The sequence below is a fragment of the Pseudomonas sp. NPDC090755 genome (assembly GCF_044769005.1).
GTDB lineage: Bacteria > Pseudomonadota > Gammaproteobacteria > Pseudomonadales > Pseudomonadaceae > Aquipseudomonas.
In genome coordinates this window covers 48,218-73,512 of record NZ_JBIVXC010000016.1, presented here as the reverse complement: position 1 = coordinate 73,512, position 25,295 = coordinate 48,218, and the positions used below count along the sequence as shown (strand labels likewise).

Sequence of the window (25,295 nt, the reverse complement as noted above, 5' to 3'; positions counted from 1 at the left end):
TGCAGAGCAGTGGCCACACGATACTGAGAATAGCCGGATAGGGCCATTGGGATGGATGATGATGGGCAGTTTCCAGAGTCCTCAATCCGAAGTGGTGATCGATGAATGCCACATATTTCAAGGTTAACAGCATCGACTGGAAGACTGAGCTTGGCTAGGTGAGTTGGCCGGACGGTTACCGAAAGCAGCCGGTCGCGACTGACCGTTTCAACCCAGAGCGGATGGTCGAATAGGCGGCAACGCCACGAGAGGGTACTCCCAGCACTGTCCAATGTTGATCCTGTATCCTGACGGCATGATTCAACTACCAAGGATTCAGGTATGTCACTTGGAGGAAACCACAGTGGATTCGACGACAGGGATAGCGTGTTCATGGGCTTGGCGCTGGAACAAGGAAGGCAGGCACTCCCAGGGTGTTTGCCTAACCCCCCAGTGGGCTGTGTCATCGTGCGCAAGGGAAGCGTCGTTGCCAACGGTTTTACGCAGCCGCCTGGAAAGCATCATGCAGAGGCGATGGCCCTTTCACAGCTGGAAAACGGGCTTGGTGACCTGACGGCTTACGTGACACTGGAGCCATGTTCATTCACAGGCCGAACACCTTCCTGTGCCCTTGCCTTGGTCAGCGCGGGCATCGCAAGCGTGCATGTTGCGATGCTAGACCCCGCCCCACGCAACGCCGGAGCAGGTATCGAAATCCTGCGCAAGGCCGGGCTCAAAGTGACGGTTGGTCTGCTTCAGGATCAGGCTCGATACGACCTGCTGCCTTATCTCTATGAGAAGCCCTGAATCCACAGTCGATTACTGCCGCTCGCGAGCGTCTGCCAGGGATTGAAAAGCGAATGTCTGGTTTCGAGCGTCGCAATGGATGATCAGACCTCCGTCTGCTCCGCCATTTCCAGGGCATCATCGACCTCGATTCCCAGATACCTGACGGAGCTTTCAAGCTTCGTATGACCAAGCATAAGCTGGACTGATCTCAGGTTCTTCGTCCTGCGATAGATAAGCGATACCTTGGTCATCCACTCTGACTCGGTCACAAGTGTTCATCCGCCGCACTGACCGCGATTCTCGCTTCCTGGGCGAAGCGGAACAGACCAACACCGAGGAAGAATGTGGCAACTACAAAAAGAAGGCCAGCACCATAGGCGTACTTGAAGCCCACGAACTCAGTTACAAAGATGTTAGCGAGAAGCAGGGTGGCACAAAGTCCTCCGCGTAAAGAAGCCAGGATGCCATCATTCAATAAGTAGGCCCGCCGCCTCAATCGCTCCACATCGGCCCTGAGGTGCGCACGCTTCTGGTCGTCTTCGGTGATCGCATTCAGTACCCGTATACGCTCGATGACAGCTGACAACCTCGAAGTCATTAACGAAACGAACGCAGCGATTGCACCGAGAAAAAACGTAGGGGCTGTTGCTTGTGAAAAGATTTGTGACAACCGCACAGCGTCAGGAATGAATTCGATCAATTTGGGAACCCCTGTAGGCCGAATAGTTGTAATTCTCCACTCTTGATCTCAAACACCAAGCAGAAGCGGTGGAGAACTCTCGCACCGTCCTGTTCGATAGGGGTGTCGATCGACCTGACTGCAACATCGTCAGCAAGTGTTTTTAGGATAGTCACTTCTGAGTGTTCAGGCGCCAAGTCGGAATCTCGCCGTTCCCTGTGGGCGTATTTTTAAGGTGAATCGAGGGGCCGCAATTGGCCGCTTTCTGCCCATCGTCACTATTGCCCGTACGGGGCAACTCCGTTCAGTTTCGCACCAGGGGCCCCGTCGTCACCGGTTGTACATCCAGTGCCTTGCCGAGCCAGCCCACCTGCCATACGATTCGACTGTTCCTCAGGCGGAGGAGTCATTGTGAAGCCGGTGATGCTCCTGACGCGCATCCTGGCGCCTGCCATCGCCCTGGCGCTGGCATCCGCCGGCCTGAATGCCGACGATTCGTTCGCGCCGTTGCGCGACGCCATGGTGCGGGAGATCGCCGACATGTCGTCCGTGACCCGCGACGAAACCGGCAGGGCCGAGTTTGCCGCGCCGGTGATGGCCGCGATGGCCAGGGTGCCACGCCACAGGTTCGTCCCACCCGACGAGGTGCGCTACGCCTACGAGAACCGGCCGCTGCCGATCGGCTACGGCCAGACCATTTCCCAGCCCTACATTGTCGCCCTGATGACCGACCTGGCGCAGGTCGGGCCCGACGACGTGGTACTCGAGATCGGCACCGGCTCGGGCTACCAGGCAGCGATCCTCGCCGAGTTGGCGCAGGCGGTCTACACCATGGAAATCATCGAGCCGCTGGCCGTGCAGGCCGGGGAGCGCCTGGGCCGGCTGGGGTATGCGAAGGTGCAAGCCCGGCTGGGCGATGGCTACCACGGCTGGCCCGAGCACGGGCCTTACGACGCCATCCTCGTCACTGCCGCCGCCAGCCATGTGCCGCCGCCACTGATCGCCCAGCTCAAGGCCGGCGGGCGGATGGTCATCCCGGTCAGCGCGCCGTTCATGATCCAGTACCTGCTGCTGATCGAGAAGGCCGGCGATGGCCGTGTGTCCACCCGGCAGGTGCTGCCCGTGCGCTTCGTGCCGCTGGTCGGGGGCGGCTGAGCATGCATGCTCCACCGTTGCTCGCCCTGGCGCTGCTGAGTGCCTGCGCGCTCGGCTATCAGGTGCTGCTGATGCGACTGCTTTCGATCATTCAGTGGCACCATTTCGCCTACATGATGATCAGCGTCGCACTGCTCGGCTATGGCGCAGCCGGCACCGCCGTGGCACTGGCGCGACCGGTGCTGGCGCCGCGCTTTCACGGCGTGTTCATCGGCGGCACGGTGCTGTTCGGGCTGAGCGCCATCGGCTGCTTCAGCCTGGCCCAGCACATTCCGTTCAATCCCCTCGAGATCCTCTGGGACCCGCGGCAGCCGGTGCGCCTGCTGGGGCTCTACCTGCTGCTGTTCGTGCCGTTCTTCTGCGCGGCGGTGTGCATCTGCCTGACCCTCACCTGCTTTCAGGCGCAGATTCACCGGATCTACGCCTTCGACATTCTTGGTGCCGGCGTGGGCAGCCTGGCGATCGTCGCCGCACTGTTCGCCCTGACGCCTGTCGATACGTTGCGGCTGCTGGGCGGCACCGGCATCGCCGCCGGGGCACTGGCCGCCATGGCGTGCACAAGGCAAAGGCACTGGTTGGTGCCGTTGCTGCTGGCGGCGGCGGTCGCGGTGCCGGCCGGCGTGCCCGGGCGCTGGATCGCCCTGTCGCCCTCCGAGTACAAGGAACTGAGCCAGACGCTGCAGATCAAGGATGCGCGCGCAATCGCCCAGACCTGGAGTCCGCTGGGCCTGCTCACGGTCGTCGACAGCCCGACCATTCCCCTGCGCCACGCGCCGGGCCTGAGCCTCAACGCGACGCAGGAACCGCCCGCGCAACTGGCCATCTTCACCGACGGCGACGGCCTTTCCGTGCTGAACCGCTATGACGGGCGCCGCGAGCCGCTCGCCTACCTGGACTACCTGACCTCGGCGCTGCCCTATCACTTGCTGCGCCAACCCCGCGTGTTGGTGCTGGGCAGCGGCGCGGGCGCCGAGGTGCTACAGGCGATCTACCACGGCGCCAGCGCGGTGGATGCCATCGAACTGAACCCGCAGGTGATCGATCTGGTCCAGCGCCGCTTCGCCGACTTCTCCGGCAAGCCCTACAGCGCGCCCAACGTCCGTGTGCTGATCGGTGAGGCACGCGGCCTGGTGGCTTCGCGCAGCGAGCCTTACGACCTGATCCAGATCGCCTTGCTGGACTCTTTCGGCGCCGCCTCGGGCGGCATGCATGCGCTGTCCGAGAACTACCTGTACACGGTGGATGCCTTCGCCGAGTACCTGCGCCATCTCGCGCCTGGCGGCCTGCTGGCCATCACCCGCTGGGTCACCCTGCCGCCGCGCGATGTGCCCAGGCTGCTGGCCACCGCGGCCGCGGCCATCGAGCACGAAGGGCAGGCCAGCGCGGCGAAGCGCATCGTCATGATCCGCGGCTGGAAGACCGCGACGCTGCTGGTCAGCAACAGGGATTTCGACGACGCCCGCATCGCCATGCTGCGGGCGTTCAGCCAGGCGCGCTCCTTCGACCTGGCCTACTACCCCGGGATGACCATGGCCGAGGCGAACCGCTACAACCTGCTCGACCGTCCCTGGTTCTTCGACGCGGCGCAGGCCCTGCTGTCCGGCGAGCGCGCGGCGTTCCTGGCGCGCTACAAGTTCGATGTGAGCCCGACCACGGATGACCGGCCGTATTTCTTCCACTTCTTCAAGTGGCGCTCGCTGCCGGAACTGCTGGCGCTCAAAGCGCAGGGCGGCCTGTCAATGCTGGAGTGGGGCTATCCGGTGCTGATCGCCACGCTACTGCAGTCCGGCGTGGCCGCCGTGCTGTTGATCCTGGCGCCGCTATGGGTGGCGCGGCGGCGCCAACGGCACGCTCGAAATGCGGCTGTGGCCAGGTTCGAACTTCGGGTCGTGTCTTACTTCGCCGCCATCGGCTGCGCCTTCATCTTCGTGGAAATCGCCTTCATCCAGAAGTTCACCCTGTTCCTCAGCCACCCGCTGTATTCGGTGGCGGTAACGCTCAGCGCGTTCCTGATCTTCGCCGGCCTGGGCAGCCATTACTCCGGCCGGCGGCGGGACATTGGGACGGGTGCGGGGTCTCGTCATCCGCTGGCGCGACCGGTCCTGGCGATCTGCGCGATCGCCCTGCTCTACCTGATCGCCCTGCCCCCGTTGTTCCAGCTGCTGGCCCCGGTGCAGACCCTCGCCAGGTTCGGCATCTGCGCCGCGTTGGTAGCGCCGCTGGCGTTCGCCATGGGCATGCCGTTTCCGCTCGGACTCAAGCGCGTCTCCGCGCGCGCCGAAGCACTGGTACCGATCGCCTGGGGCGTCAACGCCTGCGTATCGGTGGTGGCGGCCGTGCTGGCGACCCTGCTGGCGATTCACCTGGGCTTTACCGTGGTGTTGCTGCTGGCGTTGCTGATGTATCTCGCGGCGGCCTTCGCGTTTCCCTGATCACGGCGGTTCGGAGCGAAACATCAACTGTCCCTGGTGAGACAATGGGATATCTTGTCGAGCTGTCGAGCTATTCAACACGCCAAGGAAGCCAATGCTCAGTTCACTCGTATCAAATGGTCAATTACGAACGCCTGACCGATCAGAACTGTTGGTTCCTTGGTGGAGCTTTACCAAAACAGTCCTGGCAGCGACAGCCCTATCGTTGGTGCGTGATGGGCGGGTTGGATTGGACGACCCCATTGCGGGTCAGCCTTTCACGTTACGCCAGCTACTCCGGCATGAGGCAGGCCTCGCCGATTATGGCGAACTTGCGGAGTATCACGCCGCCGTTGCCAACAGTGAGTCAGCCTGGTCGGCAAATGAAATGATGCACCGCCTTGAGGGTGCTCGACTGCGATACAGCCCTGGAACCGATTGGCGCTACTCGAACGTTGGCTACATGCTCATCGGCAGGCTCATTGAGCGGCTAACTGACCTGGCGCTTGATGATGCAGTGAGTCAACGGGCACTCATTCCTCTGGGCCTGGTTAACGTTCGCTTCGCTAAAACGCGTGCAGACTTGCAATCGACCCACCTTGGAAGCACCTCAAACTATGACCCCGCCTGGGTCTATCATGGCTTGCTGATCGGCCCGATTTCACAAGCGGCACTATTGCTCGATCGACTCTTCTGCACAGACCTTCTCCCCACGGGCTTGCTACTGGAAATGCAGGCAGCGCGAACATTGGGCGGCCCGATTCCCGGACGCCCATGGATCACCCCGGGCTATGGCCTTGGAGTGATGCAGGGTTCGATTGACGGCGGAATTTCCCTCTGCGGACACACTGGGTGCGGACCTGGCAGTGTCATTGCCGTTTACCGTATCTGCAACGGCGACGCATCGGCGTGTTGCGCTGCTTTTGAAGCGGGCGCAAGTGAAGGTGCCGTCGAAACACAGGTTGCCGAACAGCTGATACAAGCCCTGCGGTAAGGGGGTGAAGGCGTCCAGGTCCCTTATGCGGCAGCGGACGTGTGCTAGTGTTCATCCTCACTCATCATTTCTCCCGAAGCATCCAGGTGCCACAGTTCATGCAGTTCGTAAAATACCACGCGGCTGGCAACGACTATCTCGTCTACCACGACACCACCCCATTCGATTGCTCGACCCAGGCTATCTCGCTGGTATGTGACCGACATAGGGGATTGGGCAGTGACGGCATCCTGGTTCCTCTCATCGCGCAGGGCGAGATGCTCTCGGTGCGTATCTTCAATACCGATGGCTCCGAGGCGGAGAAGAGTGGCAACGGCCTGCGTATCCTATGTCGTTACCTTTGGGATCGGGGCATCGTTGCGCACGAACCCTTCGAACTGGCAACCAAAGGCGGGATGGTGCATTGCCAAGTGCTCGACAACGGTCGACGCATTTCAATCGCTATGGGAAAGGCCGTATTTCCCAAGACAGAACGACATTCTGTGGAGATCGACGGCATGCAACTGCACCTTAACCCAGTGTCGATGGGAAACCCCCACTGTGTGTTGTTCGTCGATCAGGCGACCGAGACACTCGCACGTAGGTTCGGGCCGATCATTGAGCACTTGTCACTGTTCCCCAATAGAACCAACGTGCAGTTCGTGCGCGTTATTGATCGCCGAAACCTGATGGTGCAGATCTGGGAGCGTGGCGTGGGCTTCACCCAATCATCGGGCACCAGCAGTTGTGCCGCTGCGGCAGTTTCACGCCGGCTTGGGCTCGTTGACGATCAGGTGACCGTGCACATGCCGGGCGGTCAGATCACCATCGAACTCGATGACGAGAACAACGTCCTCATGCAGGGTCCGGTGTGCAAGGTAGGGCTTTACTCGTTGGATAAAGAGTGTCTGGCGCAGCTCGACGAAATGTTCTGACTCCAGCGGATTGGGCCTTCACCGTATGGGGTCCGGACTTACCTCTCGATAATTATTGGCGCGCCCGGGCATAGTGGCCAAAACCGCCTTTTTCGGATGCCCGCTAATGGTTAGCCCTTGACGAGCGTCCGCTATGGGTCGAAAGCGGCCATCAGAGAGCGACTGCTTTCGACTGTGGATTCAACCGGTGGATGCAACACACTAGATTCAGTGAAAGCCGAAGGAGTGTTGCTGAATGAACCACTTCAGTTTCCCGACACAACCTTGAGGCCGATAACGCCGGCCAGGATCATTAGAATGCAGAACACTCTCAATGGCGACATTGCGTCGCCCAATACCGCCATCCCGAGAACTGCGGTACCTGCTGCGCCGATACCGGTCCAGACTGCGTAGCCAGTCCCCACGGGCAATGTACGCAGCGACAGTGAAAGTAGAAACACGCTCGACAGGCCGGCAGCAACGGCAAACAGTCCAGGTACTAAACGTGTGAAACCCTCAGACCCCTTCAAGTAAAAGGCGAATGCGATTTCAAGAAGCCCGGCAAATCCCAATAGTGCCCAAGCCATGGTTGATACCTCCATATGATGTCTCGCCAGGTGATGTGCACCGGGCGAGGATTATTGAAGGGATTGCTTTGAAGGCTGTTTAAGCTCTATTAACGGCACTGGGGGTCGAGCGGAACGCAACACCGAATCGGTTAAAGGCGTTCATCAGGCCGATGGCGTAGGTCAGATCCGCCAGTTCCTTGTCGTTGAATTCGGCTGCCGCTTCAACATAGTCGTCATCGGGAACGCCGGTTTCGGCCACTCGGGTCACGGTTTCCGCCCACGCTAGCGCCGCGCGTTCCCGAGACGTGAACAACGCTCCGGCGTCACGCCATACCGAGACCAGTACCAGTCTTTCGACCGTCAGACCGAGCTTGACCAGATCACGCGAATGCATGTCGATGCAGAATGCGCAGCCATTAATTTGCGAAACCCGCAGGTACACCAGATCGATCAGTTCTTTAGGCAGACCACACTTTTGCAAGGTGACGTAGACGTCGCCGAATGCCTTGTAACCTTCGCTGGAAGCCGTGGAGTAGTTGAGGCGCTGAGTCATTTGAAATCCTTTATTGGTTGTTTGGAGGGCTCCATGGTGCGGCGACTTGGTCTATCGCTAAAGGTCCAAGAATTTGGCTACGTACTAGGCCATGTCGGCGATGGACATCGGTAACATGGCCTAATCTGAATAGGCACTCATGGCTCTTTAGCCTGGGTCGTGGCGTTTATAAGATGACGGGTGGTACCAAAGTAGGGATTCAGCCGTGAGAGAAGCCAAACGCCAGCGTGGCAACAGTTTTTCCCCGCTCGACCCAACCTCCAGCGAGCCGATTTACCGGCAGATCTACTGGCGCTTTCAGCGTGCAATCACTGACGGTGCGCTCAGTCCCGGGCAACGTATTCCAGCGGCCCGGGCTTTGGCCAAGGAGCTCGGGTTGGCACGCGGGACCGTCGATACCGCTTACTCATTGCTGACCGCCGAAGGCTACATCCAGTCTCGCGGCCAGGCAGGAACGGTCGTGACACCCGGGCTCAAGGTCAGAACGACGTCGGCCCATGTGCAACCGAGCGATGGTCCTGGTGCTATCGCTTCAATACGGCCCAAGGCATCGATTTTGCCGTTTCAGATGGCGCTGCCCGCACTGGACGTATTCCCGAGAAAAATCTGGGCGCAGCTGGGCGCGCGTTGCATACGCACGACTCGCATCCAGGACATGGCCAATCCGTCGGTGTATGGTCTGGATTCGTTGCGCTCTGCGATTGCCACCTACCTGCAGGTGGCGCGAGGGATTACCTGTCTGCCTGCGCAGGTGTTTGTCACGTCGGGCTACCGCAACACCTTGGCGCTGGTTAGCCATACCTTGCTTCAGCCGGGGGATCAGGTGCTGATTGAAGATCCCGGCTATCCGCCCACGCGCCAATTGCTGGATCATCTGCAAATGCAGATTGCTTGCGTCCCGGTTGATCAGGACGGGATGTTGGTAACCCAAGGCATCAACGACTGGCCCTACGCCCGTGCGGCCGTCGTAACGCCGGCCCATCAGAGTCCACTCAGTGTTTCGCTGTCGCTACCGCGACGCCTGGAACTATTGGAGTGGGCAGCCCGGCAACAGGCTTGGGTGATCGAGGACGACTACGACGGCGAATATCGCTATATCAGCCGGCCACTGCCCGCGCTCAAGAGCCTGGACCTGGATGGCCGGGTACTCTATACCGGCACATTCAGCAAGGTCCTGTTCCCCGGCATCCGCCTCTCGTACCTGGTGGTCCCAGCGGCCCAGGTCGAACGTTTCGAGCATGTTAGCCAGGCCTTCTTGGGCGGCTGCCCGGAACTGACGCAAGCTATCGTCGCGACCTTCATGACCGAAGGTCATTTCGCCCGTCACATCCAGCGTATGCGCAAGCTATACGGCGAACGCCGGGAAGCAGTTGCAAGGGGGCTCAAGCAAGCCCTGGGTGATCACATCAGCCTCGACGCGCAGCCAGGCGGCATGCATTTGATTTTGCGCCTCACGCAACCGCAGTCCGACCGCGCGCTGGTCGAACGCTTGCTGCAAGCTGGTCTATACGCCGAGGCCCTGAGCGATTGTTGCATCGCTTCCCAGAGCCATTCCGGGCTGATGCTCGGCTTCGCCAACATCGACTCGCAAGCCACCGCCGCACAGCTTGGAAAACGCATTCTGGCGTTGCTTTAGGCTGCCACCCCCACAGCTGATCATGGCCTGGTCTTGAAGACTTTTCTTGGCTCTTTGTAGCGGGTCCAAGCGGCTGCACCATACGGATCCTGTCCTCATCGACATTCAAGGATCACATGAAAATACTGCACGTGATTGCCAGCTCACGGGGGTTGTCTTCCGAAAGCTACAAACTCTCGCAAACCGTAATAAACCATCTGATGACCCTGAATCGCGGTAGCGGCATCAGGATCACCGAGCGTGGCGTGGGTGGCTTGGGCCATGTCGACGCCGACTATGCGCAGGCCGTCAGCAAGCGACGCGACCTGTGCGACAAAGAGGCCCTCCAGGGAACCTTGTTGCAGTCCGAGCAATTGATTCGCGAACTGGAAAGCGCCGATTGCCTGGTGATTGCCACGCCCATGCACAACCTGATGGTGCCTTCGGCGTTGAAATCCTGGCTCGACCATGTGATCCAGGCCGACCGCACGTTCCGCATCGGTGCCGGCGGCAAAGTCGGCCTGCTACACGACCGCCCGGTATTTATCGCGATTTCTTCGGGCGGCACGTTCTCCACGCAGGATGCACAGCAACCAGATTATTTGCGGCCCTGGCTGAAAACGGTGATGGCCTCCATCGGTTTGCAAAATGTGACGTTCTTCTCGGTAGAAGGTACCGCGCAGCCGCCGGCGGTCTTGAGTGCCACCCGAGAGCGTGTGGAGCGGGAAGTCGCCACCTGGTTTTCCAGCCAATACAGAGCCACAGCCTGAATTACCTTCACCTGGAAGCAATACGATGTCGAAAACTCCACTGAAAAGCATTGCGGTGTTCTCCGGTTCCAACCATGGTTTCAATCCCGCCTATATCGAAAGCGCCCGCGCGTTGGGCCGGGAGATCGCCAGGCGTGGCATGCGCCTGATCTACGGTGGTACCGACAAAGGCCTGATGGGCGTCATTGCCGATAGCGTGATCGCCGAGGGTGGCGAAGTCGTCGGCATCATCACGAAGTTGCTGTTCGATCTCGGGCACATGCATAAGGGACTGACCCGCTATGAGGTTACCCACGACATGCGCACGCGCAAGGCACGCATGAGCGAATGCGCCGATGCATTCATCGCCTTGCCCGGCGGCCTGGGAACCTTTGAAGAATTGTTTGAGGTGGCGACGCTGACCCAATTGGGCGAGCACCATAAAGGCGTGGCGTGCATGAACATCAGTGGCTTTTTCGAACCGGTGCGTACCCTCTTCAACCATGCTGTGGCTGAAGGTTTTATGAAAGCCGAACACAGCGAGATGCTGATTTATCACACCGATCCATCTGTGCTGATCGATGCACTGGAACAGTGGCAAACCCCGACCGTCAACAAATGGATCGGGTCTGCACAAAAGCCTGTTTAAGTTTTAAAGCTTTCGGGGTCTGGCGATGCTGCTCCCAAGATCACCAGGCCTCTTTTTTGATCAAACACAGGTGCATCAGAGGCCATTCCTGATGAGGTCCGAACCGCCCCTCATACTGTAGACACAAATGACTGGCAGCTATTGGCCGGCAGCAGCCCTTCGCGAAGGGCTGCTGTGGCTCGGATAACCGACCCATAGCAGACGCTTGCCAGCGCCAGCTTTCGCCCAAAATCGCACGCTGCATGACGATTTGAATCTGTTAACTTGAACGCCAAGTCCGCACGGCAGCGGCCAGAGACTGCAGCCCCCGATCAATCTTGTCATTTGCCAAGTCTTGGGACAGGGTCCATACCAATGACATCTCTGCCAAGGAGTCACCGCATGTCAAAGCTATATCCCAGTATTGATCCTGAGGGGCTGGTCGAGTACTCGGTGGTCTACACCGACCGCTCGCTCAATCACATGTCGCAGACATTTCAAGGCGTGATGAAGAACATTTCCAGGACTCTGAAACAGGTCTATAACGCCCAGGCTGTTGCGGTAGTGCCGGGCAGCGGTACATTCGGCATGGAGTCGGTAGCGCGACAGTTTGCCACCGACCAGCAATGCCTGGTGATCCGCAACGGCTGGTTCAGTTATCGCTGGAGCCAGATCCTTGAGATGGGCAACATCCCGGCGGCCACCACGGTGCTGAAAGCCCGCCCGGTCGACACGGGCCGCCAGGCAGCCTACGCTCCCCCGCCTCTGGACGAAGTGCTGGCAGCCATTGAGGCGCACAAGCCGCAGATTGTCTTCGCCCCCCACGTTGAAACCTCCTCTGGGATTATCCTGCCAGACGATTACCTGCGGGCCGTCGGCGACGCCGTGCATGCAGTGGGGGGCCTCTTCGTGCTGGACTGCATTGCCTCAGGCACGCTTTGGGTTGATATGCACAAGTGCGCAGTCGACCTGCTGATCAGCGCACCACAGAAAGGCTGGAGTGCCTCCCCTTGCTGCGCCCTGGTGATGCTCAGTGCTTTGGCCCTCGAGCGCATCGAACAGACGCATAGCAGCAGCTTTGCCTGCGACCTGAAAAAGTGGCTTCAGATCATGCAGGCCTACGAAAAGGGCGGACATGCCTACCATGCGACCATGCCCAGCGATTCTCTCGCGCGATTCAACGACGTGATGAACGAGATGCAAGCCTACGGTTTCGACAAGGTCCGCGACGAACAACAGGCTCTGGGCGATCGGGTGCGCGCCATGTTGACCGGCAAAGGCATCAAAAGCGTGGCCGCAGCCGGGTTTCAAGCCCCGGGCGTAGTGGTGAGCTACACCGATGATGCCGACATCAAGAACGGTAAGAAATTTGCCGAGCAGGGTCTACAGATAGCAGCCGGAGTGCCGTTGCAATGTGACGAGCCGGCCGACTTCCAGACCTTCCGCATCGGTCTGTTCGGACTCGAAAAACTGCACAATATCGAGCGCACGGTCAGCACCCTTGAGCAGGCACTGGACGAAGTGATAGTGAACTAAGCCCTCAACTTGGCTGCAGCACGGCCACGGCTGGCCGCTATGGGTCGAAAGTCACCAGTCGTGACTGACCGCAATCGACCCATAGCAGACGGTGGCGATAGGCAGAAATCGGCCAGAAGCAGCCGCTGGACGGAGCGAAAGCAAATGAGTAGCCATAACCGTCGTCGATCGCCTCAGGTATTTGCGCGTCGTTCTGGTTTTGGCTGGCCTCGCGTGCCTTGCTCTCTACCCACTTATGTTGTTCTGGCCGTCTGGCTGGGCTTGGCACCTCGGTCACTCGGACTACCCGATGATGATCGTTGGCATCTACGCCACACTTGGCGTGTTCTTGATCCTGGCCGCACGTGATCCATTAGCCAATCTGAGCCTGATCTGGGCAAATGGCAAGTGACGTGCCGGCGCTCTTCATCGTGGCGGTTGCCTTGGCCATCTTGACGCCCCGCTCGCAACTCGCCGCTCGGCCCCGGACACACAATGGGGACTAAGAGCTGGTTTGACTGTCAGGATAGAAACTAAAATCGCGTTTCTACGCAATTTTTTGCTCTGGTGATCAACCAACGCTGACAGATTTTACGTAGCAACGCAGCCCTCAAGAATGTGTCCGCGTTTTTTCACCGCCTGGGACTTTTTCTGCCTGGCTACTTCAGGCGAACCTTGGCGCGTGATAAACCAAAAATCCTCATGTAGCATAGACCCATGAATAGTTCTACAGTCATCCCCTCACTACGCGCTTTTGCACCAACTCTAGAAGGTTTGTGAATGATAAAGACTATCCCGATGTGGAAAATGATAATGGCCACCCAAGGTAAGATAATGGCACTTGTAGTACTGGCATTCATACCTGTTTTCATCGTTGGCGGCGCGTGGATGTTTCTTGAAGGGTTGCAAACTGGGCAAAATCGCCAGGCTGCAGTTGGGCTTGTTAGTGTGGTTTTTTTTGGTACGGGCATCCTGTTCTTTGCACCTTCAAAAAAATATATTCCCGGCAAAACTTTTCTGGCTTATAGAAATAAAAAACTCAGTTCGCAGACGGCCATTAATTACGGCTACGGAATCATTGTTTTTATTTCCGCGGTTTGTGTGGCTTTTGCACTGGAGGACGCACTAAGCACAATCGGTTATGGAATATCAGGCATCTTTAGCCTTTATGTTCTATCAAAAAGCTTAAAATTTCACGCCGATGTCGATTTTTCGACAAATGAATATTTGGCAACCGAACTGGGATTTCCTGTAGGGGAGAAAATTCAGGTCAGCTACCAGAATTTTGATGCTGATGACGTTGATGTTGGTAGCAATGCTTTTGCCGCATCAGCGACAAAATTAATCGTAGCGTCGTTTGATGGGCATCGTTGGGGAAAGCTGTCACGGGATCTGAATCAGATTTCGCACATTGGCATCACTGGCGATGAACGTCAAAATTACTTCGTTAAATTGCAGTTCAATGATGGAGCCGATGCGTTGTTGCGAATTGGACTCTATGAAAAGCTCACATCAAGTCCCATTCTGGTAATAAGAAAGTTGTTGGAAACGATTGATGCAAGTCTCCTGAGTGGTAGTGGTGCATCACAGACAACCCAAAGACGTCGGGTAGTTGCCAACGCTGGCACTCCAACCGAGAGTTCGAAAAACGTTGCGCCTGCATCCATGGCGCCTGTGCGCAACATTGAGGTTGCCCCTGGCGTATTAAATGCTACCGAGGAGGCAGAAAAAGTTGCTCCCGGTCGCAAGCTGGAGCTTTAACAATGTCTCATTGTACAAAGTTTGAATTTTCTTATGTCAATGAAGAAGCCATTGCCAAAGCCTTCGGCAAGTTGGACCTTAGCCCAACGACTGGCCTGGTTTCCATATTTACCAGCGACTTCAGTAAACAGGTGTTGAGCAAAATAGGCTATATGGGCAATCAGCAATTTAGAGCTATTTATGGCCAAACGGCTGATAAATTCAATCTATTTGTTTGCCAAATTGAAGAGGGCTCCTACAAGCTCCTCATCGAACGAGAAATAATTTCGGCCGGCGATGAGGCAATAATGGCTGATTTGGCTTTAAACTTCCAGAAAGCGTACATCAGCGTAGCCATCGATGAAACTATTAAGCGCATAGACGCATCAGGTATTCCTGCAAGAGTCAAAGAAACTTCTCAAGGGTTCGAAATTGAATTCGGACCTAACTACGAATACGGCATTCATGTCACCTTTACGGGCGATGAAATCACGGAGGAAGTGCATGGCGTGAAAGGCGACATTTGCACAAAGCTTACTGAAGAGCTTGAGTCTCTACTTTCTAGCCCTACTGCGGAACTTGTGACTGAATGGAAGCCGGAATATACCGTAGTCCATGAAGAGCAAACCCTTCAAATTCTCAGCGCGAACTTCTAAATGGACATCAATGTACACCATATGGCGTTGAGCAGCGTTAACGGCCCCGGGTTGCGCTTGACATTATGGGTGCAGGGTTGTGCGCTGAATTGTAAGGGGTGCTTCAATCAGAGCACCCACGCTCGCGAAGCGAGTACGCTGATGTCTATTGATGAATTGGCACAGAAGATAAATGCACTGGACATCGCTGGAGTTACCCTCTCTGGGGGCGAGCCGCTCGACCAGGCGCCAGCCTTGGAGCAATTAATAAATGCAGTCAATGGCGAGAAAAACTGGATACTTTACACAGGCTATACGCCAAAAGAGATATTCCAGAACGACGCCATGATCCGTGTTGTCAAAGCCGTAGACTTGACGCTGGCTGGCCGGTATCGGCATAACGTGAGCCATCCCTATCAGCATAAACAGATTATCAAAACCAGCGACAGGGTCGACATTGACTTTTTCCGCACTAGAAGAGTTGTCGAGTTTGTAGTTTCAAATTCTGGCGTTACTAAAACCGGTCTTCCGATGAGTGTATAACTCAGTTCAAGCGCAGGGATAACAAGCATGAACCGCACCAAGCAGATAACAGATTACCTCAAAGCGCGCTATGCTATTTTGGTCATTGAAACGTTCGAGGAAGAGCGTGCGCTCAATGAAATTTCTGAAATCGCCAAGGCACTTAGCCATCGTTTGTTTGTTTGGAACTCGACGCTAGGCGTCCAGATAAATGGCGTGGTGGCCGGGGATAAAACCTTTGATTTGAAAGTAGCCTTGGACTTTTGCGAAGAAAAGGCGAAGGATGAAGGCAGCAAAAATATATTTGTTTTTTGTGATGCTCATAACTACCTTACCTCAAGTTCAAACCCCGTCTATCGTCGTCGACTTCGAGATTTAGCCATAAATATCCGCTCGCGTGGCTATCGAAGCAATTGCATTATCGTGGCGCCCAGCTTTGAAATTGCCAATGATCTTCAAAAGGAAATCACGTTGATTGATTTTCCTTTGCCATCAAGAGATGAAGTCAAGGGCCAGATCAATAATTTTGTTAACTCATGGCAAGGCAACAGTAGCGTCAAGATTGATCTTTCCAGCGAAACCAAAGATAAACTCATTGATGCCGCCTTGGGTCTCACGGGATTAGAGATTGACAATAGCTTGTCTCGCTCACTGGTATCCAGCCTGAGTGTAAATGAAAATACCGTAAAAGACCTTCTTTCCGAAAAAAGACAAATCATACGGAAAACAGGTATTTTGGAATACATCGACTCAACGTTAAATCTTGAGGATGTTGGTGGGCTGGCAACGCTTAAAAAGTGGCTTAAGTTGCGTAGCCAGTGTTTTGGGCAGATGGCTCAGGAGTTCGGTGTCGGAACCCCGAAGGGTTTGCTCTTAACTGGAGTTCCTGGTTGCGGTAAGTCTCTAACGGCGAAATGTGTATCGTCGTCATGGAACATGCCATTATTGCGTTTGGACATGGGAAAAATTTTCCAAGGGGTGGTTGGCTCTTCAGAATCCAATATTCGTTCCGCACTACGTACGGCCGAAGCTATTTCGCCCTGCATCCTATGGATCGATGAAATTGAAAAAGGACTTTCCGGCTCTTCCGGAGGCGCATCTGATGGTGGCACGGCCTCACGCGTATTCGGCACATTGTTGACTTGGATGCAAGAAAAAACGGCGCCTGTTTTTGTGTTTGCTACCGCAAACAACATCAACAGCTTACCTCCGGAGTTGTTGAGAAAGGGGCGATTCGACGAAATATTTTTCGTTGACTTCCCGTCGACATTAGAAAGAAAGAAGATTCTTGAAATACATCTCAAGAAGTTGAAGCGTGACCCAGAAAAATTTGATCTGGATCGATTGGCTGCTCTAGGAGGCGAGCCGAATTTTGGTAAAGATATTGTGCTCTCTGGTGCCGAAATCGAAGCCTGGGTTGGGGACTCGCTGATTGAAGCGTTCTCACGGCGGATGAATGGCTCTGGTGATGTAAGCGACCTGACCATGGCTGATTTTGAAACTACCATTTCGCGTTTAGTACCCATGAGCAAAATGCGTAAAGACGAGTTTACAAAACTACGTGATTGGGCGAATCAAAACGCAATTAGCGCATCGGCTATGGTTGCCGGTCAGAATGATACGGAAACTCAATTCGGCGGCAGGCAAATTGATTTTTAATCTGCGGTGATTTTTCGGTGGGTAAGGCTTTTCAGCAGAACCGAGTGCGCCCTGGGAAGAAAGGATGACTTTCGTGGCCAACATTTCTTCCCTCGGAACAGAATTCCGAACCGCTAGATTTGGATATCGGTGAGCGGGATAGCTGTTGGCTCAAAGCGTGCACGCGCGAACGGTTGCTTCTGGTCGTTTCCTGCCCTCGCCAAAGGCTGCTTTGGGTCGTTAGCCGCCTACCGTAAAAAGGCAGCTTCCGGCCCAGGCTGAGTGATAACACAGGCACATCAGCGTTCTGCTTCTTAGGAAAAACAAGCGGCGCAAATGTGCAGTCAGCGTTGACTATAAACGCCGTGACATAAGGTATTGCTCTTTCCCCCAAGCCTCGAAACGTTCCAGCACCTCCCAGCCAAGCCTGGAGTAATAAGCGCTCTGGTTGTGGGTGTGCAAGTACAAGGTGGTGAATCCTGCGTCTCTTGCATGGTCACAGATGCCGTCGATCAACTGCGCTGCGAGCCCTCTTCTTCGCGCTTCAGGCCTGATGAAGACACACGCAAGCCAAGGGCCCAGATCCGGCCTATCAGACAGGTCGTCACTGGCAAGCGTAGCGCCACCCAGCAACTGGCCTCCTTCCATTGCTATCAGGCACTTCCAGCGGCCATCACGCTGTCCATCAGCGAATTCCTGTTGCCAGCTTGAAAGCGATTGCTGCGCAAACTCATAACTGAACGCCCGATAGAGCCATTCGGCCATGACGCCGCACTGGTCCATTTGTGTATCGAGCCAATCCACTCGCAGCATTTGGAACACTCCTTGTCTAGGCTTTGTACGAAAAGTGCATGCACCCATTTTTGTAGGAGCGGCGGTGCGACGACTCGACTCGTCCCGCGATCGAGTGCGAAGCGCTCGCAAACCGGCCACCCGGTTGTATGAGGCACTCCGTGTAGCCAGGGATTGCTGCCGCGTTGCGGCAGATCGCGGGACGAGCCCGCTCCTACAGGACTTTTCGTACAAACCCTAATCGTCCCGCAGATAGTGAACGCCACTGGCAGCCAGATGTGCACTTCAACTAGCATGGGGCGCCAGGCAAAGACTGCCTGAAAGCCCCCCCTTCATGCGATTTAACATGACGTATCTCTCATGACTGCCTTCTACCTCAAGCTATTCATCACCCCCGCACTGATGCTGTTCATCTCGTTGGCCGCAAAGCGCTGGGGTACCCAGATCGGAGGGCTGCTATCCGGATTGCCCCTCACCTCGGCGCTGGTCATGCTGTTTCTCAGTCTGGAGCAGGGAGAAACATTTGCTTCAATGGCCGTACCTGGCGCCCTGGCCGGACTGGCTGCGATCCAGGCGACCTACTTGTTTTACTTTCTGATGACCCGAAGCGTTTCTGCGTTCACCGGATGTATTACAGCCTTGGTTTTTTACGGCTCGATTGCGCTCGTGATGAGTCGTTCGGGATGGCTGGCACTCTCTATTATCGCGACGCTGCTCTTGGTCACCGTGATCATTATCGTCACGTCGAAACAAGCACAGACAAAGGCAGCGCACTATGTCCCCCTGCCCCGTTGGGTCATCCCGATGCGGATGGTGACGGCCACACTGCTGCTCTTGGCAATCACGGCAAGTGCAGAGTGGCTTGGGCCCCTCGCCAGTGGGTTGCTAGCACCGATACCGGTGATCGCCTGGCCGCTTGCCGTCTTCGCCCATGTTCAGGGCGGGCATCAGGAGCTGGGCGCAATCGTGCGAGGCAACGCCATTGGGGCTGTTGGCGTGGTGGGCTTCTATCTGACCGTCAAGGTTTCGATTTTGCAATGGGGTGCCTTGCTGTCCATCGCTACGGCCGTCCTGCTGGCCGTAGCGATAACGTTCATGGTCGCAAGGTTGCTGGATGCACGGTAGCCACCCTCAGAAATCGACTGCTCATGATTCGACTGGTGCAAACAGGATGTGCCTTCAGCGATCTGCAAGCTTCCCCCGCCTCCACGGAATCTAGTGCAAGGCTTGACCGAAACTTCAGTTGAGCGGCAATTCTGGGATAGGCGGAGTAATCGCCAGTTTCAGGAAACAAGCCGCGCTGGAGCAATGATAAACACGCCCCAGCGCAGCAGTATCTCAAGCGGGGGAAGGCGCAGTCAGCAGATACCCGTCCAGCTCTTCGATCACGCTCATCGATAGCGTCATCTGCGCATCGATACGCGTATCCAGCGCCCCGATCATCTGCTTGTCCCGCTCAGCACGCACCGCGCCAAACAGATCGATCTTGTCGAGCAGGTAGCAGACAAAAGTCATGCTCAGCGCGGTCGCTGCCCCCACCAGCACAGCCGTCAGCACACCAGCAAAGGGGGCAAACAGGGGGACGCCGAGAATAAGCTTCTCGACAACCTCTTCCAGTGCCACACCACCAACCACGACACCGCCCGCAGCAAGCAACTTCAAGGCTTCATGTGCCGCCTGGGCGAAGGTCATGTCCTTGGGCGGGAACAAGAAGGTCTTCAGTGCTTTGAGCAACGAAAAGATCCCTTCGCGGATCATCCGTACCGCACGTTTGCCGGTGGTAACGAACAGGTTGATCATCACGGTCACGGCATTGGACACGAAGCCCGAAATGAAACCGCCGCTGAAACTGTGCAGCATTTGTTCCCATCGGCCCGCGACCTTGACGCCCACGCGCTTCAGGCGCTCGCCCAGTTCGGCAAGGATGGTGTCGCTCTGGCGGCCGCTGCGGTACAGGTCCTTGATCTCGTCCAGGGCACTGCTGAACAGTTCGACCATGAGCATGCCGAAGGCCTGCTGGCTGCCCATCTTCAAGCCTTCGTTCATGCCGGTCTGGGCGGCGTGGGAGGTGTAGTAGGCGGCTTTTTCCGAGGTGCTGGGGCCGTGGCGGTCGGCAGCCGCTTGGCCGCGTTCCAGTGCAGCCTCTACACGCTTGCGATCGATACCGTAATATTCTTCGTTGGTAACTTTGCGACCGCTCGAGTTCTTATCCAGCCACACCAGCTTTTCATCATCATTCATCGAGTTATTGATGTGGCGCTGAGTGGAGATCAGGTTCTCGGTATCGGTCCCAAAATCGGCGCGCTGGGTTTTAGACTGCATGAAGCCACCATTCTGGTGGTATTTCTTCAGCGGTATGATGTGGTCGGGACTGGTCTGATCACCTTTGACCGTTTCACCGGTGTAGCCATCACGGAGCTTCTGCTCTTTGTCCAGTTGGCCTCTGGTAAAAGTCGATCCCACCGATTTTTCACCGGTTCCAGCGAATCTCTTACCTTGGCTGTTCAAACCCCTGTCATAGTCATCGCGGTTGTATTTTTCTTCGTCAGGATTGGCATAGATATCCTGCCGGGCATTGTGAACGGTCGTCACATTACCCCCTCGCTTGTCGTACACCGCTAGGAATTTACCCAACCCCAGTGGACCGGCAATGGCGCCGATAATGTCGCGCTGTGCCTTGGACAACAGGTCGTTCAGCCGAGCCTGGTCGAACTCGTGCTCAAGCTCTCTCAGCAGCTCGCGGGCATCCTGCGGAGCGGACTGCAGCGTGAGGCTCAACGAGGCGTGGTAGTCCAGGCTGGCGAGACGTGCGCTGTCGGTCTGCTTGACCAGCAGAGCCGCTACATCTTCAGGGGCGGCAGCGACGTGAAGTAGCGGGCGGTTGGCCAGTTGCTCGCGCAGGGCCTGTTGTTTTCTGAACTGTTCGAGCTTGCTCATCGGGCGCTTTCCTCACGCGGTTTTCAGGCTGTTCCAGGCTTGCATGAAGGCCGCTTCCTGCGGGTGCACGGCATCGTCCGAGTGCACGACCAGGTTGATGATTTCGTCGAAGATGGACAGGCTCATGCCCGACTTTTTCGCCAGCTCGAAGGCTTCCCTCACCGTTGGCGGTTGCTGGTAGAGCGACTCGATTTTGGCTTTGACCGCCTCGGGGATGGCGCCGCCGGCGAGGCCAGTGATGAACAGCTCGATGTTTGCCCTTTCGTCTGGCGTGATATCGCCGTCGCATTGGGCGGTCGCGACAGCCACGGCGTTCAGGGCGATGATTGCATTGAAGTGTTGTCCAGCGGCCTTGAGGCTTTCCATGGCTTTTTCGAGGCGCTCTTTGAGCATCGTGATCTCAGCCAGCTGCTCGGCCTTGGCTTGCTTGACGCCCGCATCGAACCCGGCCTTGCGTGCTTCCTCGTCGCCGTCCATGTTCGCCGCCACCACGGCACCGGCCACGCCAGCGCCCACGGCAGCAGCGATGGTGCCGGCGCCGGCCAGTGAGCCCAGCAGGCTGGCGCCACCGATCAGCGATCCGCCGCCGGTAAAGGGCGCTGCCGCGACGGCCCCCACGCCGATCGCGGCACCGCCGAGCACTTTCAGGTAGTCAATTTCCTTCTCACCAGAGACCACGTCGCCCACGTAATCGCGCGTGGCGTCGTAGCCGTTGGAGACGGTTTCGCGAGTCGCGTCGTAAGCGTCGGACACGGCGTAACCCACTGTTTCTGCTGCGTCGGACAGCGTCTCGGCAGTGGAGCTGTAGACATTGGAGGCTGTTTCGGACACTGCCTCGGCCACATTGCCGACCGTTTCGCGGGTGGCGTCATACGCATCGGAGACGGTATCGGCCACTTTGTCAGCCACATCGCTGACAGCGTCCTTTGCCGAGTCGTAAGCGCGAGACAGGGCGTCGCCGATGGAGGAGAAAATAAAAGTGCAGCCCACCGTGTCACGGGCCATCGGTTCGCGCTCGTGGCTAACCAGGTTGGTACCGAAGCCTTGAGTCGATTGCAGGAAGATACGTCGATACATGAGCAGGCCATCCGTGGTGGACAAAAGTGCCTGCGATTCTCCATAGGGCGCCAATGATGTCAATATGCCTGTAGTGGCATTTTAGAATGCCACTGCTCATGCGACACAGGGGCCCCGTCATTTGCCTGGTATCTACTCATAAAGCCAGGGCTTCAACGCCTCCAGGTTTTTCACCACAATCTGCTGTGCCGACGCCTTGGGCTCAAGCTTCTTCGGATCGATCTGGTAGCGCTGCAACACATAACCCACCAGCGCACACCGCGTCGGTATCACCAGCTCACCGTGCTCCATCCCGAAGTCGACCTCGATGATCGCCTTTTGCTCGGGGTTCAAACGCGAGTCCGGCTCGATGACCACATCGACAAGGGTGTTCCATTCCTCATCCTCACCGATCAGGTTCTCGCTCATCCGCTCGAACTCCGGCGCCCCACGGAATCTGCTCAACACAAAATCCCGATACTTCCGATTCTTCTCGCAATAAGCCCGCACATGCCAGCGCATGCCCGTGTAGACCAAGGTATGCGGCGATATCAGCCGCGTCTCCGGCACGGGGTTGGACAGCGATACATACTCGATGGCGATGACCTCGCCATTGCGGCAAGCCTTGAGCAGCGGCCGCAGTACTTGCGGGCGAATCGTGCGGTCCGGCACCTCCAGTACCTTGGTATGCGCATAAGCCAGTGCCAATCCCTCCACATGCGGAGCCCGCGAGTGGGTCTGGTTCAGCAGCTGCAGATAGGCATTGGCACTGTCTTCGATGAACAGCGGCGTGAAGTGCTTGCTCGGTACATAACCCTTCAGCTGCTTGTCATATGTAAGGTTTTTAGGCGCATGCTCGGTGATGTAGGTGTTGATGTCCTTGGACGCCTGCTGACGGCTGATGCCGAAGCTCTGCATCAGGTGGCCCGTGGTAAGGCGGCCCTCCCACCAGGCCACAGTTTCGATCAAACGATAGCGAAGTGCCAGGTCCCAGCGAACCTGGTTGATCTCTTGTGTGCGTTTCATGACCCATCCATGTGCGCGGTTTGTTTACCTGTACAAGTCTACAATCTATACGTGTAATAAATCACTACATATCCTTTGACTGTCTTCGGAGCAAACGACTTAGCGTAAGGAGTGAACATGACTACGACGGATGTGATTTCGGCAGTAGCCCTGGCGATGATGGTGGTGATTGCTGTGTTGCTGCTGGCCCACTATCTGAAGTTGCAAAAGGTGTGGGACACGATCGTCAATTGCCGTACGACTTTACGCTGGGCGCGCATTCATGAGTCGGAGAACAAGGCGCTTCGGTCGGCACTACGTGCTGAGCGGGCGCATGTGGACCAATTGCAGCGGAAGGTAACGTTGCTGGAGGAGCTGTTGCCCGAAGGCAAATGAATACTGTCCGTAGTGTGCATGCTCAAGGCTGACACTCCCAGCCCTGAGCATACAAGCAGTTGCAATCAGTCCACCGACCCAGCTTGCGCCCCCTCCAGGAATGCCAGCAGATGCTCGTTGAACGCCTGCGGCGCCTCCTCCATCACAAAGTGCCCACACCCGGGAACGACCACCCCGCGCAGTGTTCGTGCACGCCCCTTCAGCGTCTGCAAGGGCGCATCGCCCGTGGCATGCTGCGCCCCGATCGCCAGCACCGGCATGTCCAGTTCGCACCGGGCGCGCTCGGTGTTCTGGCGGATCGTTTCGGGTATCGCCCGGTAGTACTCGAAGCCACCCCGCAGGCCGCCGGGCGTCGAGTAGGCACGGATGTAGACGTCCGACGCCACCGCATGACGCCGCACGGCCCAGCGGTCGAACATGAAGTTCAGGTAACCCTCCTCACGGCCTGCAATAAGGAACTCCGGCAGGTCGCGTACCTGGTTGAACAGAAAGTGCCAGAGGAAGATGTTCTCCTGCGGCGTAACGAAGATCGGTGGCGCCGCTGCCAAGCCGGGAATCACGGCCTCGGCCACCGCCAGGGTCTTCACCGCCTGCGGCTGGTCGCTGGCCAGCGCATACGCCACCCACATGCCCACGTCATGGCCGACCAGGTGGTAGCGCGCGTGGCCGAGCTGGGCCATGGCCTGATGCAGCAGCCGGGCGATGTTGCCGGTGTCATAGCCCTGGGCCGGACGATCGGAATCACCCAGGCCCGGCGGATCGACGGCGATGGCCATGAAGCCGCGCCCGGCCAGCGCCTGCATCACATGGCGCCAGGCATACCAGGTCTGCGGCCAGCCCGGCACCAGCAGCACCGGCTCGCCCTCACCCGCCACCACGCAATGGATACGCAGGCCATCCACCTGCACATAGGTATGGGTGAACGCATTCCCTGAAGCCTCGAGAGACGCCGTCATGCGCAAGCCTCCTGCGAGTGAACGCCAAGCATCCGGCGAATCTGTCCGGCATCGACCGGCGCACCGGCAAAGTCGTCGAACACCTGGTCGGTCACCCGGATGATGTGGTTGTTGATGAACGCCACGCCTTCGCGGGCGCCGTCCTCCTGGTCTTTCAGGCAGCACTCCCACTCAAGCGTCGCCCAGCCGGCATAGTCGTACTGCGCGAGCTTGGAAAAGATGCGCTTGAAATCCACCTGGCCATCGCCCAGCGAGCGGAACCGCCCGGCGCGATCGGCCCAGCCGCTGTAGCCGCCATAGACCCCCTGGCGGGCGCTGGGATAGAACTCGGCATCCTTGACATGAAACATGCGGATGAACGGGTGATAGAGGTCCAGGTAGCCGAGGTAGTCGAGTTGCTGGAGCACGAAGTGGCTGGGGTCGAAGAGGATCCGGCAGCGCTCGTGCTCATCCACCAGGGCGTGGAAGCGTTCGAAGCTGGTGCCATCGTGCAGGTCTTCGGCGGGGTGAATCTCGTAGCACAGGTTGACGCCCTGCTCGTCACACACGTCCAGGATCGGCCGCCAGCGCCGCGCCAGCTCCTCGAACGCCGTCTCGATGAGCCCTGCGGGGCGTTGCGGGAACGGAAACAGATACGGCCAGGCCAACGAACCGGAGAAGGTCCCCATGTCTTCCAGGCCGAGGTTGCGACTGGCACGCGCCGAAAGCTTCACCTGCTCGATGGCCCAGGCGCTGCGTTCTGCCGGCCGCCCGCGCAGGGCCGCGGGGGCAAAGGCATCGCACATCGAATCGTAGGCCGGATGCACCGCGACCAACTGACCGAACATATGGGTGCTCAGCTCACTGATCTGCAGGCCGCGCTCCGCCAGCCTGCCCTTGATTTCGTCACAGTAACCAAGGCTTTGCGCCGCCAGCGCGACGTCGAACAGACGCTCGTCCCAGGCCGGCACCTGCAGGGCCTTGAAGCCCAGGCCGCTGGCCCAGTCGGCGATGCTGTCCAGGCTGTTGAACGGGGGACGCTCAGCACTGAACTGGGCGAGATGGAGGCTGGGGCCTTTGAGGGTTTTCATACAATCGATCCTATTGTTT

At 57.5% G+C, this 25,295-nt stretch carries 24 protein-coding genes and 2 pseudogenes; 16 read left to right on the top strand and 10 right to left on the bottom strand.

What is annotated here, in order from left to right; translation table 11 throughout:
• Positions 1-321: 321 nt before the first annotated feature.
• On the top strand, positions 322-786 hold the full coding sequence (locus ACIQUS_RS20810) for a bifunctional diaminohydroxyphosphoribosylaminopyrimidine deaminase/5-amino-6-(5-phosphoribosylamino)uracil reductase RibD (RefSeq protein WP_403050753.1): 465 nt from the start codon (positions 322-324) through the stop codon (positions 784-786).
• An 83-nt stretch (positions 787-869) separates the two neighbouring features.
• Here ACIQUS_RS20810 and ACIQUS_RS20805 read toward each other — a convergent pair.
• Together ACIQUS_RS20805 and ACIQUS_RS20800 are read right to left on the bottom strand one after the other, a co-directional pair.
• A pseudogene (locus ACIQUS_RS20805) lies at positions 870-1,016 on the bottom strand (integrase); the annotation flags it as partial.
• A gap of 17 nt (positions 1,017-1,033) precedes the next feature.
• Positions 1,034-1,468, bottom strand: a complete 435-nt coding sequence (locus ACIQUS_RS20800) for a DUF2721 domain-containing protein (RefSeq protein ID WP_403050750.1) — start codon at positions 1,466-1,468, stop codon at positions 1,034-1,036.
• A 402-nt stretch (positions 1,469-1,870) separates the two neighbouring features.
• Between ACIQUS_RS20800 and ACIQUS_RS20795 the strand changes: the two genes are divergently transcribed.
• From ACIQUS_RS20795 to dapF, 4 genes are all read left to right on the top strand, one after another.
• Entirely contained in the window at positions 1,871-2,602 is a 732-nt protein-coding gene (locus ACIQUS_RS20795) for a protein-L-isoaspartate(D-aspartate) O-methyltransferase (protein ID WP_403050747.1), read from the top strand.
• A gap of 2 nt (positions 2,603-2,604) precedes the next feature.
• Positions 2,605-5,034 carry a spermidine synthase gene (locus ACIQUS_RS20790; RefSeq protein WP_403050744.1) on the top strand — a complete coding sequence of 810 codons (2,430 nt, stop codon included), beginning with the start codon at positions 2,605-2,607 and terminating at the stop codon, positions 5,032-5,034.
• A gap of 94 nt (positions 5,035-5,128) precedes the next feature.
• The gene (locus ACIQUS_RS20785; protein WP_403050741.1) at positions 5,129-6,007 is read left to right on the top strand and encodes a serine hydrolase domain-containing protein; all 879 of its coding nucleotides are present in this window, start codon (positions 5,129-5,131) and stop codon (positions 6,005-6,007) included.
• Positions 6,008-6,105: 98 nt separating this feature from the next.
• Positions 6,106-6,921 carry a diaminopimelate epimerase gene (dapF, locus tag ACIQUS_RS20780; RefSeq protein WP_403050738.1) on the top strand — a complete coding sequence of 272 codons (816 nt, stop codon included), beginning with the start codon at positions 6,106-6,108 and terminating at the stop codon, positions 6,919-6,921.
• 245 nt (positions 6,922-7,166) lie between these two features.
• Here dapF and ACIQUS_RS20775 read toward each other — a convergent pair whose 3' ends face one another.
• Positions 7,167-7,487 (bottom strand): DMT family transporter, encoded by a 321-nt coding sequence (locus ACIQUS_RS20775; protein ID WP_403050735.1) that lies wholly within the window; start codon positions 7,485-7,487, stop codon positions 7,167-7,169.
• A 79-nt stretch (positions 7,488-7,566) separates the two neighbouring features.
• Positions 7,567-8,022 carry a carboxymuconolactone decarboxylase family protein gene (locus tag ACIQUS_RS20770; protein ID WP_403050732.1) on the bottom strand — a complete coding sequence of 152 codons (456 nt, stop codon included), beginning with the start codon at positions 8,020-8,022 and terminating at the stop codon, positions 7,567-7,569.
• A gap of 205 nt (positions 8,023-8,227) precedes the next feature.
• Between ACIQUS_RS20770 and ACIQUS_RS20765 the strand changes: the two genes are divergently transcribed.
• The 9 genes and pseudogenes from ACIQUS_RS20765 (at position 8,228) to ACIQUS_RS20725 (ending at position 17,085) form a co-directional block, all read left to right on the top strand.
• Positions 8,228-9,658: a PLP-dependent aminotransferase family protein gene (locus ACIQUS_RS20765; protein WP_403050729.1), complete on the top strand. Its 1,431-nt coding sequence runs from the start codon at positions 8,228-8,230 to the stop codon at positions 9,656-9,658.
• Positions 9,659-9,774: 116 nt separating this feature from the next.
• Entirely contained in the window at positions 9,775-10,407 is a 633-nt protein-coding gene (locus tag ACIQUS_RS20760; RefSeq protein ID WP_403050726.1) for an FMN-dependent NADH-azoreductase, read from the top strand.
• 25 nt (positions 10,408-10,432) lie between these two features.
• Positions 10,433-11,035, top strand: coding sequence for a TIGR00730 family Rossman fold protein (locus tag ACIQUS_RS20755; RefSeq protein WP_403050723.1), 603 nt, complete (start codon positions 10,433-10,435; stop codon positions 11,033-11,035).
• Between the two features lie 381 nt (positions 11,036-11,416).
• A complete protein-coding gene (locus ACIQUS_RS20750; protein ID WP_403050958.1) occupies positions 11,417-12,550 on the top strand; it encodes an alanine--glyoxylate aminotransferase family protein in 1,134 nt (377 codons plus the stop codon).
• 154 nt (positions 12,551-12,704) lie between these two features.
• Positions 12,705-13,029, top strand: a pseudogene (locus ACIQUS_RS20745) (DUF6632 domain-containing protein); the annotation flags it as partial.
• A 280-nt stretch (positions 13,030-13,309) separates the two neighbouring features.
• On the top strand, positions 13,310-14,290 hold the full coding sequence (locus tag ACIQUS_RS20740; RefSeq protein ID WP_403050720.1) for a hypothetical protein: 981 nt from the start codon (positions 13,310-13,312) through the stop codon (positions 14,288-14,290).
• 2 nt (positions 14,291-14,292) lie between these two features.
• Positions 14,293-14,925, top strand: a complete 633-nt coding sequence (locus tag ACIQUS_RS20735; RefSeq protein ID WP_403050717.1) for a DUF2997 domain-containing protein — start codon at positions 14,293-14,295, stop codon at positions 14,923-14,925.
• Positions 14,926-15,447 carry a 4Fe-4S single cluster domain-containing protein gene (locus tag ACIQUS_RS20730; protein WP_403050714.1) on the top strand — a complete coding sequence of 174 codons (522 nt, stop codon included), beginning with the start codon at positions 14,926-14,928 and terminating at the stop codon, positions 15,445-15,447. It begins immediately after the preceding gene.
• Between the two features lie 27 nt (positions 15,448-15,474).
• Positions 15,475-17,085, top strand: coding sequence for an AAA family ATPase (locus tag ACIQUS_RS20725; protein WP_403050711.1), 1,611 nt, complete (start codon positions 15,475-15,477; stop codon positions 17,083-17,085).
• Between the two features lie 333 nt (positions 17,086-17,418).
• Here the strand turns inward: ACIQUS_RS20725 and ACIQUS_RS20720 are convergent, their stop codons facing one another.
• Positions 17,419-17,877, bottom strand: a complete 459-nt coding sequence (locus ACIQUS_RS20720; RefSeq protein ID WP_403050708.1) for a GNAT family N-acetyltransferase — start codon at positions 17,875-17,877, stop codon at positions 17,419-17,421.
• Between the two features lie 339 nt (positions 17,878-18,216).
• On the opposite strand from ACIQUS_RS20720, the gene ACIQUS_RS20715 reads away from it, so the two are divergent.
• Positions 18,217-18,981, top strand: a complete 765-nt coding sequence (locus tag ACIQUS_RS20715) for a hypothetical protein (protein WP_403050705.1) — start codon at positions 18,217-18,219, stop codon at positions 18,979-18,981.
• A gap of 213 nt (positions 18,982-19,194) precedes the next feature.
• On the opposite strand, the gene ACIQUS_RS20710 is transcribed toward ACIQUS_RS20715, so the two are convergent.
• The 3 genes from ACIQUS_RS20710 to ACIQUS_RS20700 form a co-directional block, all read right to left on the bottom strand.
• On the bottom strand, positions 19,195-20,793 hold the full coding sequence (locus tag ACIQUS_RS20710) for a hypothetical protein (RefSeq protein WP_403050702.1): 1,599 nt from the start codon (positions 20,791-20,793) through the stop codon (positions 19,195-19,197).
• Positions 20,794-20,805: 12 nt separating this feature from the next.
• Positions 20,806-21,870 carry a hypothetical protein gene (locus tag ACIQUS_RS20705; protein WP_403050699.1) on the bottom strand — a complete coding sequence of 355 codons (1,065 nt, stop codon included), beginning with the start codon at positions 21,868-21,870 and terminating at the stop codon, positions 20,806-20,808.
• Between the two features lie 132 nt (positions 21,871-22,002).
• Positions 22,003-22,875 carry a helix-turn-helix transcriptional regulator gene (locus ACIQUS_RS20700; RefSeq protein ID WP_403050696.1) on the bottom strand — a complete coding sequence of 291 codons (873 nt, stop codon included), beginning with the start codon at positions 22,873-22,875 and terminating at the stop codon, positions 22,003-22,005.
• A gap of 117 nt (positions 22,876-22,992) precedes the next feature.
• On the opposite strand from ACIQUS_RS20700, the gene ACIQUS_RS20695 reads away from it, so the two are divergent.
• Entirely contained in the window at positions 22,993-23,250 is a 258-nt protein-coding gene (locus ACIQUS_RS20695) for a hypothetical protein (protein ID WP_403050693.1), read from the top strand.
• Between the two features lie 65 nt (positions 23,251-23,315).
• Here the strand turns inward: ACIQUS_RS20695 and ACIQUS_RS20690 are convergent, their stop codons facing one another.
• Positions 23,316-24,206: an alpha/beta fold hydrolase gene (locus tag ACIQUS_RS20690; RefSeq protein WP_403050690.1), complete on the bottom strand. Its 891-nt coding sequence runs from the start codon at positions 24,204-24,206 to the stop codon at positions 23,316-23,318.
• Positions 24,203-25,276: a sugar phosphate isomerase/epimerase family protein gene (locus ACIQUS_RS20685; RefSeq protein WP_403050687.1), complete on the bottom strand. Its 1,074-nt coding sequence runs from the start codon at positions 25,274-25,276 to the stop codon at positions 24,203-24,205. The genes ACIQUS_RS20690 and ACIQUS_RS20685 overlap by 4 nt, the downstream gene beginning before the upstream one ends.
• Between the last annotated feature and the right edge of the window lie 19 nt (positions 25,277-25,295).

Excerpts from the sequence above, each read along its gene's own strand:
- ACIQUS_RS20755 (WP_403050723.1), top strand. The coding sequence starts at position 10,433 with ATGTCGAAAACTCCACTGAAAAGCATTGCGGTGTTCTCCGGTTCCAAC.
- dapF (WP_403050738.1), top strand. The coding sequence starts at position 6,106 with ATGCAGTTCGTAAAATACCACGCGGCTGGCAACGACTATCTCGTCTAC.
- ACIQUS_RS20795 (WP_403050747.1), top strand. The coding sequence starts at position 1,871 with ATGCTCCTGACGCGCATCCTGGCGCCTGCCATCGCCCTGGCGCTGGCA.
- ACIQUS_RS20735 (WP_403050717.1), top strand. The coding sequence starts at position 14,293 with ATGTCTCATTGTACAAAGTTTGAATTTTCTTATGTCAATGAAGAAGCC.
- ACIQUS_RS20715 (WP_403050705.1), top strand. The coding sequence starts at position 18,217 with ATGACTGCCTTCTACCTCAAGCTATTCATCACCCCCGCACTGATGCTG.
- ACIQUS_RS20730 (WP_403050714.1), top strand. The coding sequence starts at position 14,926 with ATGGACATCAATGTACACCATATGGCGTTGAGCAGCGTTAACGGCCCC.
- ACIQUS_RS20705 (WP_403050699.1), bottom strand. The coding sequence starts at position 21,870 with ATGTATCGACGTATCTTCCTGCAATCGACTCAAGGCTTCGGTACCAAC.
- ACIQUS_RS20770 (WP_403050732.1), bottom strand. The coding sequence starts at position 8,022 with ATGACTCAGCGCCTCAACTACTCCACGGCTTCCAGCGAAGGTTACAAG.
- ACIQUS_RS20760 (WP_403050726.1), top strand. The coding sequence starts at position 9,775 with ATGAAAATACTGCACGTGATTGCCAGCTCACGGGGGTTGTCTTCCGAA.
- ACIQUS_RS20740 (WP_403050720.1), top strand. The coding sequence starts at position 13,310 with ATGATAAAGACTATCCCGATGTGGAAAATGATAATGGCCACCCAAGGT.
- ACIQUS_RS20750 (WP_403050958.1), top strand. The coding sequence starts at position 11,417 with ATGTCAAAGCTATATCCCAGTATTGATCCTGAGGGGCTGGTCGAGTAC.
- ACIQUS_RS20775 (WP_403050735.1), bottom strand. The coding sequence starts at position 7,487 with ATGGCTTGGGCACTATTGGGATTTGCCGGGCTTCTTGAAATCGCATTC.
- ACIQUS_RS20690 (WP_403050690.1), bottom strand. The coding sequence starts at position 24,206 with ATGACGGCGTCTCTCGAGGCTTCAGGGAATGCGTTCACCCATACCTAT.
- ACIQUS_RS20725 (WP_403050711.1), top strand. The coding sequence starts at position 15,475 with ATGAACCGCACCAAGCAGATAACAGATTACCTCAAAGCGCGCTATGCT.
- ACIQUS_RS20720 (WP_403050708.1), bottom strand. The coding sequence starts at position 17,877 with ATGCTGCGAGTGGATTGGCTCGATACACAAATGGACCAGTGCGGCGTC.
- ACIQUS_RS20700 (WP_403050696.1), bottom strand. The coding sequence starts at position 22,875 with ATGAAACGCACACAAGAGATCAACCAGGTTCGCTGGGACCTGGCACTT.
- ACIQUS_RS20810 (WP_403050753.1), top strand. The coding sequence starts at position 322 with ATGTCACTTGGAGGAAACCACAGTGGATTCGACGACAGGGATAGCGTG.
- ACIQUS_RS20710 (WP_403050702.1), bottom strand. The coding sequence starts at position 20,793 with ATGAGCAAGCTCGAACAGTTCAGAAAACAACAGGCCCTGCGCGAGCAA.
- ACIQUS_RS20695 (WP_403050693.1), top strand. The coding sequence starts at position 22,993 with ATGACTACGACGGATGTGATTTCGGCAGTAGCCCTGGCGATGATGGTG.
- ACIQUS_RS20685 (WP_403050687.1), bottom strand. The coding sequence starts at position 25,276 with ATGAAAACCCTCAAAGGCCCCAGCCTCCATCTCGCCCAGTTCAGTGCT.
- ACIQUS_RS20790 (WP_403050744.1), top strand. The coding sequence starts at position 2,605 with ATGCATGCTCCACCGTTGCTCGCCCTGGCGCTGCTGAGTGCCTGCGCG.
- ACIQUS_RS20785 (WP_403050741.1), top strand. The coding sequence starts at position 5,129 with ATGCTCAGTTCACTCGTATCAAATGGTCAATTACGAACGCCTGACCGA.